Origin of the sequence: Pseudidiomarina aestuarii, assembly GCF_003987355.1 — a bacterium.
GTDB lineage: Bacteria > Pseudomonadota > Gammaproteobacteria > Enterobacterales > Alteromonadaceae > Pseudidiomarina > Pseudidiomarina aestuarii.
Genome location: NZ_PIPR01000001.1, coordinates 388833 through 404664 on the forward strand (window position 1 = coordinate 388833; position 15832 = coordinate 404664).

16 protein-coding genes are annotated in these 15832 nt (G+C 47.8%); 12 read left to right on the forward strand and 4 right to left on the reverse strand.

Features of this window, described 5'->3' with window-relative positions:
- Both pheT and CWE22_RS01790 read left to right on the forward strand, forming a co-directional pair.
- The gene (gene pheT / locus CWE22_RS01785) at positions 1-2388 is read left to right on the forward strand and encodes a phenylalanine--tRNA ligase subunit beta (protein WP_169929690.1); all 2388 of its coding nucleotides are present in this window, start codon (positions 1-3) and stop codon (positions 2386-2388) included.
- Between the two features lie 5 nt (positions 2389-2393).
- Complete coding sequence (locus CWE22_RS01790) at positions 2394-2687, forward strand: integration host factor subunit alpha (RefSeq protein ID WP_169929691.1); 294 nt, start codon at positions 2394-2396, stop codon at positions 2685-2687.
- 44 nt (positions 2688-2731) lie between these two features.
- Here CWE22_RS01790 and CWE22_RS01795 read toward each other — a convergent pair whose 3' ends face one another.
- The 4 genes from CWE22_RS01795 to CWE22_RS01810 form a co-directional block, all read right to left on the reverse strand.
- Complete coding sequence (locus tag CWE22_RS01795; protein ID WP_244595927.1) at positions 2732-4891, reverse strand: S46 family peptidase; 2160 nt, start codon at positions 4889-4891, stop codon at positions 2732-2734.
- Positions 4892-5044: 153 nt separating this feature from the next.
- Entirely contained in the window at positions 5045-5716 is a 672-nt protein-coding gene (locus CWE22_RS01800) for a ChrR family anti-sigma-E factor (RefSeq protein ID WP_169929692.1), read from the reverse strand.
- Positions 5709-6329, reverse strand: a complete 621-nt coding sequence (locus tag CWE22_RS01805) for a sigma-70 family RNA polymerase sigma factor (RefSeq protein WP_169929693.1) — start codon at positions 6327-6329, stop codon at positions 5709-5711. The genes CWE22_RS01800 and CWE22_RS01805 overlap by 8 nt, the downstream gene beginning before the upstream one ends.
- An 84-nt stretch (positions 6330-6413) precedes the next feature.
- Positions 6414-7013 carry an LON peptidase substrate-binding domain-containing protein gene (locus CWE22_RS01810; RefSeq protein ID WP_244595928.1) on the reverse strand — a complete coding sequence of 200 codons (600 nt, stop codon included), beginning with the start codon at positions 7011-7013 and terminating at the stop codon, positions 6414-6416.
- A 225-nt stretch (positions 7014-7238) separates the two neighbouring features.
- Between CWE22_RS01810 and CWE22_RS01815 the strand changes: the two genes are divergently transcribed.
- From CWE22_RS01815 to CWE22_RS01860, 10 genes are read left to right on the forward strand one after another with little or no spacing between them, the layout of a single operon-like run.
- Positions 7239-8177, forward strand: coding sequence for a YbgA family protein (locus tag CWE22_RS01815; protein ID WP_169929694.1), 939 nt, complete (start codon positions 7239-7241; stop codon positions 8175-8177).
- Positions 8177-9592 carry a cryptochrome/photolyase family protein gene (locus CWE22_RS01820; protein WP_169929695.1) on the forward strand — a complete coding sequence of 472 codons (1416 nt, stop codon included), beginning with the start codon at positions 8177-8179 and terminating at the stop codon, positions 9590-9592. The genes CWE22_RS01815 and CWE22_RS01820 overlap by 1 nt, the downstream gene beginning before the upstream one ends.
- A 40-nt stretch (positions 9593-9632) precedes the next feature.
- Positions 9633-10085, forward strand: coding sequence for a nuclear transport factor 2 family protein (locus tag CWE22_RS01825; protein ID WP_169929696.1), 453 nt, complete (start codon positions 9633-9635; stop codon positions 10083-10085).
- Positions 10086-10093: 8 nt separating this feature from the next.
- Positions 10094-10810, forward strand: a complete 717-nt coding sequence (locus CWE22_RS01830) for an SDR family NAD(P)-dependent oxidoreductase (protein WP_169929697.1) — start codon at positions 10094-10096, stop codon at positions 10808-10810.
- Positions 10811-10825: 15 nt separating this feature from the next.
- Positions 10826-12151, forward strand: coding sequence for an NAD(P)/FAD-dependent oxidoreductase (locus CWE22_RS01835; RefSeq protein ID WP_169929698.1), 1326 nt, complete (start codon positions 10826-10828; stop codon positions 12149-12151).
- Entirely contained in the window at positions 12151-12903 is a 753-nt protein-coding gene (locus CWE22_RS01840; RefSeq protein ID WP_169929699.1) for a DUF1365 domain-containing protein, read from the forward strand. The genes CWE22_RS01835 and CWE22_RS01840 overlap by 1 nt, the downstream gene beginning before the upstream one ends.
- 15 nt (positions 12904-12918) lie before the next feature.
- Positions 12919-14157 carry an SAM-dependent methyltransferase gene (locus tag CWE22_RS01845; RefSeq protein WP_169929700.1) on the forward strand — a complete coding sequence of 413 codons (1239 nt, stop codon included), beginning with the start codon at positions 12919-12921 and terminating at the stop codon, positions 14155-14157.
- A gap of 2 nt (positions 14158-14159) precedes the next feature.
- Positions 14160-14729, forward strand: a complete 570-nt coding sequence (locus tag CWE22_RS01850; protein WP_169929701.1) for a DUF2878 domain-containing protein — start codon at positions 14160-14162, stop codon at positions 14727-14729.
- Positions 14707-15243, forward strand: coding sequence for a chalcone isomerase family protein (locus tag CWE22_RS01855; RefSeq protein ID WP_169929702.1), 537 nt, complete (start codon positions 14707-14709; stop codon positions 15241-15243). Before CWE22_RS01850 ends, CWE22_RS01855 begins: the two co-directional genes overlap by 23 nt.
- Positions 15240-15764: a DUF3833 domain-containing protein gene (locus CWE22_RS01860; protein WP_169929703.1), complete on the forward strand. Its 525-nt coding sequence runs from the start codon at positions 15240-15242 to the stop codon at positions 15762-15764. Before CWE22_RS01855 ends, CWE22_RS01860 begins: the two co-directional genes overlap by 4 nt.
- Positions 15765-15832: the final 68 nt, after the last annotated feature.

Below are 15832 nucleotides of genomic sequence, written 5' to 3' on the forward strand. Positions count from 1 at the left end.
ATGAAATTCAGTGAACAGTGGTTACGGACCTGGGTAAACCCAACATTGTCGAGCTTAGAGTTATCGGAACAACTCAGCATGGCAGGACTCGAAGTTGACGGTATTGAGCCGGTCGCAGAGCATTTCTCAGGTGTTGTAGTCGGTGAAGTGGTGAAGTGTTGGCAGCATCCAGATGCCGATAAGTTGCAAGTGACCGAAGTCAATATTGGTACCGATGAATTGCAAACGATCGTCTGTGGCGCACCCAATTGCCGAGCCGGACTTAAAGTTGCTGTGGCGACTGTTGGTGCCGTGTTACCGGGCGACTTTAAAATTAAGAAAGCAAAATTACGTGGGCAGCCGTCGAATGGCATGCTGTGCTCAGCGTCAGAACTGGGTTTGAGTGATGACCATGATGGTATTTTGGAACTTCCGAAAGATGCACCGCTCGGGCAAGACTATCGCGAGTATTTAGGCTTAGACGATGTCACTTTAGATGTAGATTTAACACCGAATCGTGCGGATTGCTTGGGCGTTCGCGGTATCGCTCGCGAAGTAGGCGTGCTCAACCGATTACCGGTCACTGAACCGATTATTGAAGCGGTGAAGCCATCCATTAATGACGAACGAGCTATTATCTTGGACGCTCCTGCAGCGTGTCCACGTTATTTAGGTCGAGTCGTGCGCGGGATTAATGTAAAAGCGCCATCACCGCTGTGGTTGCAAGAGCGGTTGCGTCGCAGTGGTGTACGCAGTATTGATGCAGTGGTTGATGTAACCAACTACATTTTGCTCGAGTTAGGGCATCCGATGCACGCCTTTGATTTGGCTAAAATTGACGGTTCTATTCATGTTCGTATGGCGCTGCAAGGTGAAACGTTAACCTTGTTGGACGGTCAAGAAGTCACCCTTCAAGACGATGTCCTGGTGATTGCTGATGAGAGTAAAGCGCTTGCTATGGCTGGTGTTTTCGGTGGTGAAGACAGCGGCGTGAGCGACACGTCACAAGATATATTTCTAGAGTCTGCCTTCTTCAGCCCGAACGCAATAGCAGGGCGTGCTCGTCGTTTTGGTTTGCATACAGATGCCTCGCATCGCTATGAGCGTGGTGTCGATCCTGAATTGCAGCGCGACGCGATGGAACGCGCAACTGCACTATTGATTGAAATTTGTGGCGGTGAGCCGGGCCCTATTGTCGAAGCGGTTGCCTCAGAGCAGTTACCTAAGCCAGCTCAAGTCACTTTGCGTGCTGAACGATTACAGAAAGTACTAGGCATAACTATCGCTGCTGAGGAAGTCACTGAAATTCTAGAGCGACTTGGCTTCAAAGTGGTTACTACGGATGCTGGTTGGGATGTTACTGTGCCGACGTTCCGATTCGACATCAGTATTGAAGAAGACCTGATCGAAGAAGTGGCGCGAATCTACGGTTATCATCGTATTCAAGCATCAGCACCAGCGGCGCAATTACGGATGATTCCGCGCCAAGAACGTCGCAGTAGCGCTGATAACGTTAAGCGTCTGTTGATTGACCGAGGTTACCAAGAAGCGATTACCTATAGCTTTGTCGACCCTAAGCATCAAGCGATGTTGTTTGACGACATTGCAGCATTAACTCTGCCGTACCCTATTTCATTAGATATGTCATCGATGCGTGTGAGTTTATGGCCCGGTCTGATTGGTGCAGTCACTCATAACCAAAAGCGTCAGCAACCGGTATTGGCCTTCTGTGAAACGGGTCTTCGGTTTGTACCGGACCCGCAAGCAGAAAACGGTGTGCATCAGCAAGCCATGGTTGCCGGTATTCGCGCGGGAAAAGCGGCGGCAGAACATTGGAGTGAAGGTGAGCGGGCGGTCGACTTTTACGATATCAAGGGTGATGTCGAAGCACTGTTGGCAAATCGAGGCATTGAAGGAACGTGCCGCTTTGTTGAAGATCATCACCCAGCGCTGCATCCAGGTCAATCAGCTGCTATTTTTGCTGCCGAGAAGCGCATTGGTTGGGTGGGAGCTATTCATCCTCAGTTCGAGAAGAAACTTGGCCTGAATGGTCGCACTTACGTATTTGAACTTGAATTAGCAGCGGTGACTGAGCGACGTTTACCGCAGGCTGTCGGTGTATCGAAGTTCCCGTCCATTCGACGCGATATCGCGGTAGTGTTGAAGCAATCGATTGCAGCAGGCGAAGTGATTGCGGCCATTGAAAATATTGGCGTAAATCATTTAGTTGGCCTAAACTTATTTGATGTTTATCAGGGGCCTGGGGTCGCAGAAGGGCATCGCAGTCTTGCGTTGTCATTGACATTACAGCACCCAGAGCGCACCCTCGAAGAACAAGAGATCAATGCCACAATCAAAATAGTGGTGGAGATGTTGACAGCTGAGTTTGGGGCAACCCTACGGGAGTGAGCATTATGGCGCTAACAAAGGCAGAAATGGCCGAGCGTTTGTTCGACAAGCACGGTATCAACAAACGTGATGCAAAGGAATTGGTAGAGCATTTTTTTGAAGCCATTCGGCATTCGTTAGAAAATGGTGAACCAGTGAAATTGTCTGGTTTTGGAAATTTTGAGCTACGGACCAAGAACGAACGTCCTGGCCGTAATCCAAAAACCGGAGAAGACATCCCCATTTCAGCACGTCGCGTTGTGACTTTTCGGCCCGGCCAAAAGTTGAAACAACGCGTGAGTAGCGCTAAACCTGACTAATCCTCTCTCGTTTTATTCTCAACTCAAAAAGCAAGGCGTCGAGGTTACTCGACGCCAAGTTCCTTGAGTAAATTATCCGCTTTATCAACGTGCTTCATTTGCCACAGCATAAAGCGCCAATCGACTTGAATAGAGCGGGTATTATCGAGATTGAAATCCCAATCTGAGATAATCGAGTCGAGTGTGCCGTCAAAGGCCAACCCAACAAACTCGCCTTTACTATTGAGCACCGCAGAACCTGAATTGCCGCCGGTAATGTCCAGTGTTGCCAAGAAGTTCACCGGAACTGAATCAAGCGATTCGACATAATAATCGCCATAGTCTTTAGCAGCGATAGCAGCTAATTGATTGGCCGGCGCATTAAACTCGCCCTCCCCAGTAGCTTTCTCGGTGATGCCACGCAATGTCGTAAAAGCTGTCCAGGCCGTGCCGTCATAGGTACCATGACCGCGGCCTTCAACAGTTCCGAAGGTAACGCGTAAAGTACTGTTAGCATCTGGGTAAACGGCTTCACCTTGGCTGTTCATATAGGCGATTTTTGCGCGCATGTAGCTAGCATAGGCTTGCTGAATTTTACCGCCACGTTCTTCACGTTCCGCTTCGCGTTCCCGATCAAATGCATAGAGCCCAACTGCAGCGCGTACAAATGCATCGTCGGTATCCGCCATTTGTGCGGGTGATTGCTTCAGTAGCTCTAACCGAGCTTCAAGATCGAGTAGTGTGGTATTGGCATACCAGCTATCGATGAGATTACGAATATCCGCGTCACTCATGTTATTACTGATACCCATTTGCTGATCAAAATCAGCATTCCGCTCTGCTTCTGGAAGGTTTGCATAGGCACTGAGGTTATGAAAATCGAGTGCTTTTTCGACTTCAACATCAAAGTTGCGCTCCATACCACGCAAGAACGCTTCAAAGCGCGGCAGGTCGCGTTCCTGATAGCCGAGGTCACGGTCGCTATCTGGCTTCTGCTGTTCTTCGGCGAGGCGATACAATGCTCGCGCAACACCAAGCAGTCGCGGGCTTGCGTTATTTAAATAATAGTCTGCGCGGCTCTGTGCTTGTGACTCCGCGAGCAACGATTCGATGGCTTCGAGATCATCAGCGTAAGCTTCGCGATTTGATTCCGAGCTCATGACCCAATCGGTCAACGCGGCATGTTCTGCGCGCTTGCGCTCAAGCATTTCGCCTTCACCATAACTATCGAGCATTCCCTGACGATTTTTCAGGTAATTGTTCAAGCCTGCAACACGGCTAGCATATTTCAGTTCAGCATCCTTATTGGTTGCTGTTACAGAATCAATAATCGCTAGCTGCGTGGTGAAATTCTCGACCGTTTTAGGGTAACTCCACTCAAAGGTTGATTCCACTTCAGAAGGAAGGCGGTGACGATTGGTGCTGCCCGGGTAACCGAGCGCCATGACAAAGTCGCCTTCATTTAATGGACTTGAAGCGAGTTCCAGATGAAAGTCAGGTGCATAAGGTACGTTGTCTTCGTGATATTCAGCTGACTCACCTTCGGGAGTTACGTAAGCACGTAAAAAGCTGTAATCGCCTGTATGCCGGGGCCACATCCAGTTGTCGGTATCGCCGCCAAATTTACCAACGCCCTCAGCTGGAGCGTGAACCAAACGGACGTCTTTAATTTCCAGTTGTTTAATTAAAAAATATTCAAGGCTGCCATAGTAACCAGCCACACGACAACGGTGTCCAGCGTCAGCTTCACATTCGGCAACTAATCGCTTTTGATTCGCTTCGATGGCATCTAAGCGCGCTTTACCATCCAATTGAGCCGTATCGCTATCAATAATTTGTTCTGTGACTTGTGTCACCTCTTTAGTGACATAAATACGACTGCCTGGAGCCGCGGGTAATTCGTCATGGATAGTGCTTGCTAGAAAGCCGTTCGCAAGCAGATCATTTTCTGGAGTTGAGTTGTGCGCAATACTGTTATAAACACAGTGGTGGTTGGTTGCTACCAAGCCTTGTGGTGATACAAATGACGCAGAACAACCACCAAGGCTGACAATCGCACCCATCGGAAATTCAGTGAGTTTGGTTAAATCACTCGGGTTAAGTTCAAGTCCTGTAGCTTTTAATTCCGCGGCAATTTCAGGTAATTGCTGTGGCATCCACATGCCTTCATTAGCATGAGCCGTTGCACTGACAATCGCCAGTGCGATAAGCGTTCGTTTGATCATAGTTATTATCTCTGGAAGGTTAGTAAATACCTTCCGACTATAGCGATTTGCTTGGGGTGTGAAAAGCAAAAGCACAGGTCTAGAAACATACAGAAACAAAAATGCCGACGCCACATCACTGTGGAGTCGGCATTTGTTTTATATGTTACCAGTCTAGCGGAAGAATAGACTGCTGAATGGATTCAACAAGCGACTGATACCCGCTGTAAAATGCATTGGAGCATCAAGCGTTGCCAACGTTAAGCAATCTTCGCCTTGTGTTTGCGGAGTATGCTTGTGGTGTTCGTCTAACAAGATAAAGTCACCGTCGCGATACTCGTTGAATTCGTCATTGAACACACCGTTGATGACTAGCGTTGCTTCACGACCCTTGTGCGTGTGCTCTGGAACTTGTGCACCATCCGCCATGTAGATTAAGTTCAACATTTCGCCGTTACCAATATCGACTGGCGCACGCCACAACTTGCTCACCATGTGGTGCCATTGACCAATGCGATGCTCGTTACGCGCTAACGTCGCTGGTAGCGCAAACCGCTTACCTTCTAAAGAGATGTAATCGCGTGCTGCCTCTGCTCGGACTTGGATCGGAGCAGGTGAGTTCATAATTGACTCTAGCATGGAGTCAACCACCGTATTCGGCAACGCAGCGTCAGTAACTCGTTCACCGAGCACTTTCAGCGCGATTTGTTCTTCAATGTCAGCAACGTGCTGCTGGCACTGTGGACACATATCAACGTGCGTACCAATCATTACAAGCATGGCAGGGTTCAATTCACCTGTAGCATACTGCACCAATAATTGTTCGTGAGGATGTGATTTAATCATCAGTCTTAATCAACTCTTTCAGTTTTTGAAGCGCAAGCCGAGTACGAGACTTCACTGTACCCAACGGGATTTCGAGTGCGTCAGCGACTTCTTGCTGCGACTTGCCCTCGATATAAATGAGTTCAACCACCTCTTTTTGGGCGATTGGGAGACTTTCGCAATATACAGCTAACTGCTGCAAGAGCAGGTCATCGTCTAATGCGTAGTCGTCATCTAGCGATTCGTTTGTTTCTGCTAATACCGGCCATAAATCGTCAGCGCTCAAATCATATTGCCGGTGTTTATTCTTGCGTAAGAAATCAAAACGAATGTTTCGTGCAATAGTAAAAATCCAGGTCGCAGCGGAACCGCGATCTGGTTTGAATAAGTGTGCCTTGTGCCATACATTCGTCATTGTTTCTTGAACCAGGTCCATGGCCGTTTGTTCATTACCGAACTGACGGGTAGCATAGGCCTGGAGCTTTGGGGCAAAATGTTTGAACAATTCCGCAAAAGCTTGACGACTTCTGGATGCTGCAATGCGAGAGAGAAGCTCAGCAGCGTATTCAGCACTATCTGGCTGCGCAGAGGACATAGGTTTCCGTTTTGTGGGTGATTCAATCACTGACTGCATAGTCTATACCTGCTGATTTTTTCCTCAAGTAAAGTCTATTACGCCTTCTTGTCTAACTTTGATCACTATAGCTTAAAAAAATGTTTATTGGTCACTTTCTTGAACTAATTGGCGTAAAAAACTCAATGCTTCCGAACAATCATTCTGTTGTAAAAGTTCTTGTTTGGTACTGGCACAGATTGGCAACAACTCCAACCAACGCATACAAATCCAATCCGCTTGCTGCATCTGTTGGGGACATTTACTCCCCTCAAGTTCAGGATAACTCTCGTATACTTTCGCGAGCTGCTCTGCGAGTAGTGCGTCTTCATGGGTCAATGGCATCGTCGGCCACAAGGCTTGAGCTTCGACGGTACCGATACGCAATCCATCCGCGGCCGTTGTTACTTCACTCAATTTAAAGCATTGCTCGCCTTCAACGGTGATGCCAAGAAGACCGTCAGGGAGCGTTTCGAAGTCAATGACGCGAGCCAATGTTCCGATTGGATGAATGTGCGTATTTTGCTCTACACTTCCGGCGTCGTTAAACATACACATTCCGATGTATCCGGAAGGCTGAGTTGAACAAGCTTCTTTGACCATCCGCAAATAGCGACTTTCAAAGATTCGCAGACGCAACCGCCCGCCCGGCAGCACATGCGCAGATAATGGAAACAGTGGAACCTGCATGGGTTCGTGACTCATAGATGACGCCTCTACTCGTACTGCGTTACAGCTACTCATACAGCAGCTGTTCAAACGAATTGATTACTTACTGTCCAACTTACGCGGATTTAATGACTTTGGTTCAATGAAAAGCTGAACTTTTCGGGTATTTTTGCGTAAGCTAAAACGGCTTGGGATGTGCGGTATGGTTACCTGTCTATATTTGTTGAAGTCGAAAGTCACGATCAGTTGGCAAGGAATGTTATGGCTGCGATTAAAGTTGGAATCAGTGCGTGTTTGCTCGGTGATTTAGTTCGTTACGACGGCGGTCACAAAAAGTCAGCATTTTGCGCGGACGAATTGAGCCGACATGTCGAATTTATCAAGCTTTGTCCTGAGGTGGGTATCGGACTTCCAATTCCTCGACCCACCATTCGTTTGGAACAGCATGGCGAGGATATCCGTGCCATCATCCCCAAAACCGGAGCTGATGTGACTGAAGCGCTGCGTGATTTTGCTGACCGCGCGCAATCTCACTTACGCCAAATCAGTGGTTATGTGCTGTGCGCGAAATCACCGAGTTGTGGCATGGAACGGGTGAAATTGTATAACCCTGAGACGGGGCATGCCCGCAAAGAAGGCGAAGGGATTTTTGTTCGCCGGTTGCGGGAATTACACCCAGCAATACCAATTGAGGAGGATGGCAGACTCAATGACTCCCATTTGCGTGAAAACTTTGTATTACGTGTTTTTGTATATGCGGCATGGCAAAACATTAAAACACAACTTGATAAAGCAACTTTGGTAAATTTCCACACCGATTTAAAGCTGCTGCTGTTAGCTCATGATCAAGCGTTATATCGCGCACTTGGACGTTTTGTTGCCGATTGCCAAACTATCACAGAAGACATCGCAGAAGCGTACATTAGGCAAGTGATGACGGCGCTGAGTAAACCGGCGTCACGTGCCAACCACACCAATGTGTTGCAACATATCCAAGGCTATTTTAAATCCCAATTGTCGGCCGCACAAAAACAGGAATTAAGTGACTTGATCTTGGCATACCGACAGGGTGAACAACCGTTGTTAGCTCCACTGACGCTGATCCGTCATTATCTGCGTGAGTATCCGAACACCTATTTGGCAAGACAGCGATATATTGACCCGTATCCCAACGACTTAAAACTAAGGTATGCACTCTAATGAACACAGGTATTTGGTTTCGAGGTGATTTACGGCGGTTGGACAATCCGGCTGTTACTGCTGCACTTGAAAGTTCGCGAGCACACGATTCTGAAGCTGTAGTGCATGCTTTGTATATCGCGTGTCCGAAACAATGGGAATTGCATGATTGGGCTCCCATCAAGATTGATTTGTTGTGGCGTCACCTTGAGCAATTTCGGCAGGAATTGGCTGAATTTGGAATTTTACTTGATATTGAAATAGCGGATGACTGGCGAGCCGCACCGAAGACGGTTTTGCAATTCTGCCAACGTCATCAACTCAGTCAAGTGCACGCCAATGCTGAATACCCAGTGCATGAACAACGACGAGATAGAGCTGTTGGCAAATGGCTCACTGACAATGAATGTAGTCTGCAATTACATCACGGCCTATTACTTGTGCCACCGGTAGTGAAAACCCAGCAAGGGAACGTTTATCAAAAGTTCACACCATTCAATCGTGCTTGGCGCGAACATCTGGCGCTTACCGGCATCGCGCCTCTGAAAAGTTGGAATCGGATTACGCAGCCGTTGCAGTTAGAACCGATGCCCACCTGTCCTGGACCACGTCGAGATTCTTCCACATGGGTTGTCGGGGAGGAAAATTGCCGACGAGCTTTGCAACGATATATCGAGGAACATGTCCAAGACTATGATGCTGAGCGTGATTTCCCAGCACTAGATACCACCTCTCGGTTATCACCGTATTGGGAATTAGGTTGTCTGGGACCCGTGACGGCAGCGCGTGCGCTCCAAAAACTGAGTCCAGAGTTTCCATATGGTTTGGAACAGGGTGCCGATACTTGGCTCACTGAACTGGCGTGGCGTGAGTTCTACCAACACTTGATGTGTCATATTCCACGGCTGAGTTATGGCAAAGCATTTCAACAACATACCGATGCCTTTCCGTGGCGAGACGCAAAAGATGATTTTCAGCGCTGGTGTGACGGACAAACAGGGTTTCCGATTGTGGATGCTGGTATGCGCCAACTGAAACACGAGGGGTGGATGCATAATCGAGTGCGTATGATTGTTGCTAATTTTTTGGTGAAAGACCTGCGTATTGATTGGCGCAAGGGCGAACGATACTTTATGCAGAACCTAATAGATGGCAGTTTCCCCGCCAACAACGGGGGGTGGCAGTGGAGCGCCTCAACAGGTACCGACGCAGTCCCTTATTTTCGCGTGTTTAATCCCACTCGCCAGAGCGAAAAGGTTGATCCTGATGGATCCTACATTCGTAAATGGATTCCAGAACTGAGGGATTGTCCAACCAAGCAGATTCATGCACCCATGCTATGGTTACAAGCAAGCGGAAACAGTGATTACCCCGCACCCATGGTCGACCATAGTGAGGCTAGAGAAGCATTTTTGAGTGCATTCAAGGCACTCTGATAAGGCACGTAACCGTTGATGCAACGTAAAGGAGGCGAATATGAGTTCAAATAATAAAGACGCCGCACCTATCATCGAAAAGCTACGACAATTCTATGATGAATTTGCGGAAAGTAGTTTAGATAAGTTAGGTGACATTTATACAGAGGATGTCACTTTTATTGACCCCATTCATCAAACCAATGGCCTTGACGATCTCAAAGCGTATTTCAAGCATACCATGGCCGGTGTATCTCAATGTCATTTCGCCTTTGACGAGCAGCGCGGTGACAACGAAGTGCAGTTCTTAACATGGCAAATGCGGCTCATCCATCCGAAGTTAGCGAAAGGGCGAGAAATTGTGGTCCCTGGTGTTAGCGAATTACACATACGGGATAATAAGATCCGCAAGCAACAAGATTATTACGACCTCGGAGCCATGCTCTACGAACATATCGCACTACTTGGCTTTGTGATCGACAAAGTGAAACAACGTTTAGTGCTGAAGGACTAGGGGGCACTATGAATATTTTAATCACTGGAGCGACCTCAGGTATCGGTAAGCAGGTTGCTTTGGATTATGCAGCCGCTGGGCACCACGTGGTAGCCTGCGGGCGCAATCAAGAGTCCTTAGCCGCATTGGTTGCTCAATTCCCGAACAACATAGCTGGCCAACAGTTGGATGTGACTGATGTTGAAGCCACACAAAATGTATTGAAGACTTATTTAGACTTGGACGTCGTTATTTTATCGGCAGGTGTCTGTGAGTATGTCGACATTGAGACCTTCTCGACAGCTATGTTCGAGCGCGTATATGAGGTGAATATCTTCGGTACATTGCGCTGTGTCGAGGCACTGTTGCCAAATCTTCGGCGCGGTGCCAAGTTGGTGTTTGTGGGCAGTACAGCACGCTTGCTGCCATTCACCAGAGCGGAAGCTTACGGTAGTTCCAAAGCTGCGCTGCAATATATCGCACGCAGTCTGCAAGTTGATCTGGCAGATAGAGGCATCCGTGTGCAGACGGTGTCGCCTGGTTTTGTTGAAACACCCATGACCGACGCGAATGACTTCGAAATGCCAATGCGCGTAAGTGTGGAGTTTGCCTCGAAAGCGATTCGGCAGGGTATAAAAGCGAATCGAACAGATATTACCTTTCCGAGAGTGTTCGGTTGGTTTTTAAAAATACTTTCCAGATTGCCACAAAGCTGGCAAGTTGCAGTATCAAAACGGATTGCCTAAGGCGGAAAGAGCGCAATGAAGATAGCAATTATTGGTTCGGGAATAGCCGGATTAACGAGCGCGTGGTTACTACACCGCAAGCATGATGTCACTGTCTTTGAAAAAAATGACTACATTGGTGGACACACTCATACCATCGATTTAGAAAAAGATGGTCAGGCCTACGCCGTCGACACTGGTTTTATTGTCTTTAACGATAGAACCTATCCGTATTTTCGAGCTTTGATGCGGGAAATTGGGGTAGATTGGCGTGATACCGAAATGAGTTTCAGTGTTCGCGATCCACTCAGTGGTCTTGAATATAACGGACATAATCTGAATACACTATTTGCCCAGCGCAGTAACTTGTTTAAACCTTCTTTTTATCGTCTGTTGTCAGGTATCGTCCAGTTCAACAAAGCGGCAAAATCAGCGTATGAGAAAGGTGGTGATGCGTTAGATACAGTGACGTTGGGTGAATTCATTGCTGAGCAGAATTTGTCGCAAGACGTTTCAGACTATTATTTGTTGCCTATGGTCGCGGCGATTTGGTCGGCCAGTTTACAGGAAGCCGAGCAGTTCCCGTTAGGGTTCTTCCTGCGCTTTTTCAATAATCATGGGTTATTGAATATCTCGGACCGACCACAGTGGGCAACGATAGTCGGTGGTTCCAGTGCTTATATTCCAAAGTTAACCGCCGGGTTCGCTGACCAGATTCGTTTGAACAGTAAAATCTCACGCGTCCAGCGGCGCGAGCAAGAACAGGACTCGGTTTTGATCGAGTTTGTCGATCGTCAACCCGAAAGCTTTGATGCGGTTATTTTTGCTTGCCACAGTGATGAGGCCTTAGATTTACTGGCAGACCCTGATGCAGCTGAGCGTGATGTCCTCACCAATATCCCATATCAGATGAACGATGTTGTGTTACATACGGATACTCGCTTGTTACCGCGAGCGCAGCGAGCTTGGGCGAGTTGGAACTATTTGCTCCATCATGGCGAGCAGGCGCGGACACGGCCAAGTTCAGTCACGTATAATATGAATATTTTGCAGGGGGTAGAGTCACCGCACACATTTTGTGTGACGTTGAATAATACCGCGGCTATTCAACCCGATAAAATTATTGGTCAATACGCCTATTCACACCCGGTTTACAGTGTCGCTTCGATGGCAGCTCGCCAACGTCGTCACGAAATCAATGGTCATCGCCAAACCTATTTTACCGGTGCGTACTGGTATAACGGGTTCCATGAAGATGGTGTTCGCAGTGCAGTGGACGTCGCTCGTATGCTGGGTTCTGATTGGCGCACTGATTTAGATACCAGTGCAGGTTTGGAACCAAAGTCTGGAACCACAACCTGATGCTCAGTAGCGCCTTACAGAAAGGTCAGGTATTTCACCGTCGTTACCGACCGACGGAACACCAATTCCATTATTCGACGACGCAATGGTGGCTGGCTCTCGATGAGTTAGACACCTTGCATCAATGTAGCCATTTGCTGTCAACAAGACGGTTTGCGCCTTTGTGGTTCCGGCGGGCTGATTATTTACGTGGCTCGGTAGGAGACTTGGCTACTTGTGTCCGCCAAAAGCTGACTGAGCTGACTGGAAATAAAGTGACAGGGCGGGTATTTTTCCTCGGTAACTTAAGAACTTGGGGATTATATTTCAGTCCTATTAACTGCTATTTCGTCGAGGATGAAGCAGGTCATTACAGCTATATGCTTGCCGAAGTCAGTAATACCCCGTGGAATGAGCGGCATTATTATGCAATTGATATGGCTGATGCGGCGACCGAAACGACGCGTGCGGAGCATCCAAAAGCATTTCATGTGTCGCCGTTTAATCCGTTAGAAATGAGCTATCAATGGCGTATCAAGCCACCGTTGAATCACGTTGAAGCACGTTCCCTGATTCAATTGGATGCGGTGCGCGAGACGAAACATTTTCGTGCCAGTTTGGCACTACAACGAGTCGAATTGAACCCAAGAGCAATTCGTTCCGTATTTCTTAGATATCCGATCAACACAGTAACGACTGTGGCGGCGATTTATTGGCAAGCGTTAAAGCTATTCCTCAAACGCACACCAATATACGACCACCCAGCGAGTTAATACACAGGAAGCGTTATGTACAAGGGTGAAACTGTGCTTGCAGAGCAACAACAAGAATCAAGCTTCGACCGGATGGCTCGAAAACTCGTCTTAAATTTACTGAGTCGTATTCGGCATGGCCGATTCGTCATCAAAGAGCAGGGGACACTATTGGGTGATTTTGGCGATGCAACGAGTTCGCTCGTAGCGGAAGTCAATGTACTTCATTTCTCGTTCTACCGTCGGATGTTGCTGAAAGGGAGTATTGGCGCGGCTGAACTATTTATTGACCAAGCCTGGGAAACCCCCGATTTGACCGCGGTGATTCAGGTGTTCGCGCGCAATCTTCGCGCACTGGATGAGCTCGAAGCTAAATTCAGTTGGTTGCTATTGCCGTTCCAGAAATTCCAGCATTGGCGTCGCAGTAATAGTAAGCAACAAGCCAAAGAAAACATCTCAGCGCACTATGACCTGGGCAATGATTTGTATCAGGCGTTTCTCGACCCAAGGCTGCAGTATTCTAGTGCAGTTTATCCAAGTGCTCAGTCGACACTGGCCGAGGCGCAAGAACACAAGCTCAAACGGTTGTGTGATTCGCTAGAACTTACTGCGGCTGACCATTTGATTGAAATCGGCACTGGCTGGGGCGGCTTGGCTGTTTTTGCAGCCAAGAATTATGGCTGTCGGGTGACCACGACGACCATTTCAACCGAACAGCATGACTACGTCCGCGATTTGTTGGTGCAAGAAGGTTTGACTGAGCAAGTCACCCTACTGAAGCAAGATTATCGTGATTTGACGGGAACCTACGATAAGTTGGTCTCCGTTGAAATGATTGAAGCGGTGGGGCGTTCTTACATGCCGACATTCTTCAAGACCTGTAGTCGGTTGTTGAAGCCTGAGGGCAAGATGGCGTTGCAGGCGATTACCATCGCTGACCAGCGAATGAAATCTTACGCAAACTCGGTCGATTTTATTCAGAAATATATTTTCCCGGGCGGCTTTTTGCCATCCATCACGATGATGTCAGAAATGTTCACCAAGCACACTGATATGGTCATGCGTCATATTGACGATATTGGCTTTGATTACGCGCGCACCTTAAAAGACTGGCGCGTTCAATTTAATGCCAAGCATCCAGAATTAAAAGCTTCGGGTTATGATGACCGCTTCGGTCGTTTATGGAACTACTATTTAGCGTATTGCGAAGGTGGTTTTCGTGAACGTGCTGTGTCTGCGGTGCAACTGGTGGCCACCAAGCCTATGTGTCGCTAACTATGTCGATTGCCAGCAAAGCTCAACTGAAAAAAACGTTTTCTTGGCAGAATATGCGCCGCATAGCTGGGCTGTTTCTGTTTGATGCAGTTTGGTTTGCTGCGGTGATTGGACGAGGTGACTGGTTACTCGTTACAGCTTTGCTGGTCGTCGCTCAGATTGGCTTAGCTTGGAAAGGCGGAGCGTTAATAGGGAAGCGTTCATTTTATCTTTACACGCTGCTACTCCTGCTTGGCTTAGGCCTCGAAGGTACCGTTATTCTCTCAGGCATTATCAGCTTCACCGAGGGCCCCTTTCCATGGTGGCTAGTACTTCTTTGGTTTGGTTTTGTTGCCATGCTGATGAACACACTGGATTGGCTAGCAGGTCGCTACTGGTTGGCCAGTTTCTTTGGAATCGCCTCGGGACCTCTAACCTATGCCATAGGGATACGATTAGATGCCGCTACCTTGCACGGTCCTGAGTGGCAACTTTGGGCCCTTTATGGGGTCTTATGGTGCATCTATATGCTGATCTTTGCGTATGTCATGAAGCTTCAAGGAGAGTCCCATGAAGAGACAAAAACGGCTTAGTTGGTTTGTTGCTGCAAGTGTTATTGGTTTGAGTTCAGTAACGTTTTCTGCTCAAGGTGCCTGCGTCAACGACCAGTTTGAAAGTTTAGAAGTGGTTGGCGAAACCCGGCTGTCGGTATTGTTTTGGGATGTATACGATGCTCAATTACGCACCGATAGCGGGAATTATGATAGTTATGACCAGCGCGCCCTTCGCTTGACTTACCTGCGTGAAATTAAAGCGACAGAACTTGTTGAGAGCACTCAGGAAGAGTGGGAACGATTGGGAATCGAGATTACTGAGAATCATCAGACTTGGCTGCAAGAACTGAATCAAATGTGGCCTGACGTGAAAAAAGGCACCTGTTTGATGATGATTGAGGACGCTGATGGATTCGCTCAATTTCATTCGGCAGATGGGCAATTAGGAACCATCCAGTCGGCTACGTTCACAGATGACTTTTTAGCCATTTGGCTCGATGAAAATTCTCGCTTCAAAGACGAGCGGAATGAATTAATAGGAGCAGGATCATGACAAAGAAATTTAGCATTATCGCGGCATTTATTTTGGTACTAGCAGCCTGTTCTTCGAGTATTGAAGATTATCGTGGTGAAACTCCAGAATTGAAACTTGAAGAGTTTTTTAATGGTGAGTTAGTAGCTTATGGTGTTGTCCAAGATTACAGCGGAGAAGTCATTCAACGGTTTCGAGTGGAGATGGTTGGCACCTGGGAAGGTAACGAAGGCGTGCTCGATGAACAGTTTTATTATGCTGATGGACGCGAGCAAGAACGTATTTGGTATCTCACGAAGACTGGGCCAAATGAATACGAAGGTCGCGCTAGTGACGTAGAGGGCGTGGCCAAGGGTAAAACCGTTGGCAATGTGTTGACCTGGGAATATGTTTTAGTCATTGAAATGGACGGTGAACCGTTTTCAGTCACGCTCGATGATTGGATGTATCTGGTCGACGCAGACAATATGATCAACCGCACTAAAATGTACAAATACGGCTTACCAGTGGGTGAACTGACGCTCTATATCGGTAAACGTTAATGCGTATAGTGTGCGCATAAAAAAGCCCCAATTCAATGGGGCTTTGTTCTATCTGAAGTTCGTGTATG

Coding starts and splice junctions, on each gene's coding strand:
- CWE22_RS01795 (WP_244595927.1), bottom strand. CDS start 4,891: ATGATCAAACGAACGCTTATCGCACTGGCGATTGTCAGTGCAACGGCT.
- CWE22_RS01825 (WP_169929696.1), top strand. CDS start 9,633: ATGAGTTCAAATAATAAAGACGCCGCACCTATCATCGAAAAGCTACGA.
- CWE22_RS01835 (WP_169929698.1), top strand. CDS start 10,826: ATGAAGATAGCAATTATTGGTTCGGGAATAGCCGGATTAACGAGCGCG.
- CWE22_RS01850 (WP_169929701.1), top strand. CDS start 14,160: ATGTCGATTGCCAGCAAAGCTCAACTGAAAAAAACGTTTTCTTGGCAG.
- CWE22_RS01805 (WP_169929693.1), bottom strand. CDS start 6,329: ATGCAGTCAGTGATTGAATCACCCACAAAACGGAAACCTATGTCCTCT.
- CWE22_RS01790 (WP_169929691.1), top strand. CDS start 2,394: ATGGCGCTAACAAAGGCAGAAATGGCCGAGCGTTTGTTCGACAAGCAC.
- CWE22_RS01810 (WP_244595928.1), bottom strand. CDS start 7,013: ATGAGTCACGAACCCATGCAGGTTCCACTGTTTCCATTATCTGCGCAT.
- CWE22_RS01855 (WP_169929702.1), top strand. CDS start 14,707: ATGAAGAGACAAAAACGGCTTAGTTGGTTTGTTGCTGCAAGTGTTATT.
- CWE22_RS01860 (WP_169929703.1), top strand. CDS start 15,240: ATGACAAAGAAATTTAGCATTATCGCGGCATTTATTTTGGTACTAGCA.
- CWE22_RS01800 (WP_169929692.1), bottom strand. CDS start 5,716: ATGATTAAATCACATCCTCACGAACAATTATTGGTGCAGTATGCTACA.
- CWE22_RS01820 (WP_169929695.1), top strand. CDS start 8,177: ATGAACACAGGTATTTGGTTTCGAGGTGATTTACGGCGGTTGGACAAT.
- pheT (WP_169929690.1), top strand. CDS start 1: ATGAAATTCAGTGAACAGTGGTTACGGACCTGGGTAAACCCAACATTG.
- CWE22_RS01815 (WP_169929694.1), top strand. CDS start 7,239: ATGGCTGCGATTAAAGTTGGAATCAGTGCGTGTTTGCTCGGTGATTTA.
- CWE22_RS01840 (WP_169929699.1), top strand. CDS start 12,151: ATGCTCAGTAGCGCCTTACAGAAAGGTCAGGTATTTCACCGTCGTTAC.
- CWE22_RS01845 (WP_169929700.1), top strand. CDS start 12,919: ATGTACAAGGGTGAAACTGTGCTTGCAGAGCAACAACAAGAATCAAGC.
- CWE22_RS01830 (WP_169929697.1), top strand. CDS start 10,094: ATGAATATTTTAATCACTGGAGCGACCTCAGGTATCGGTAAGCAGGTT.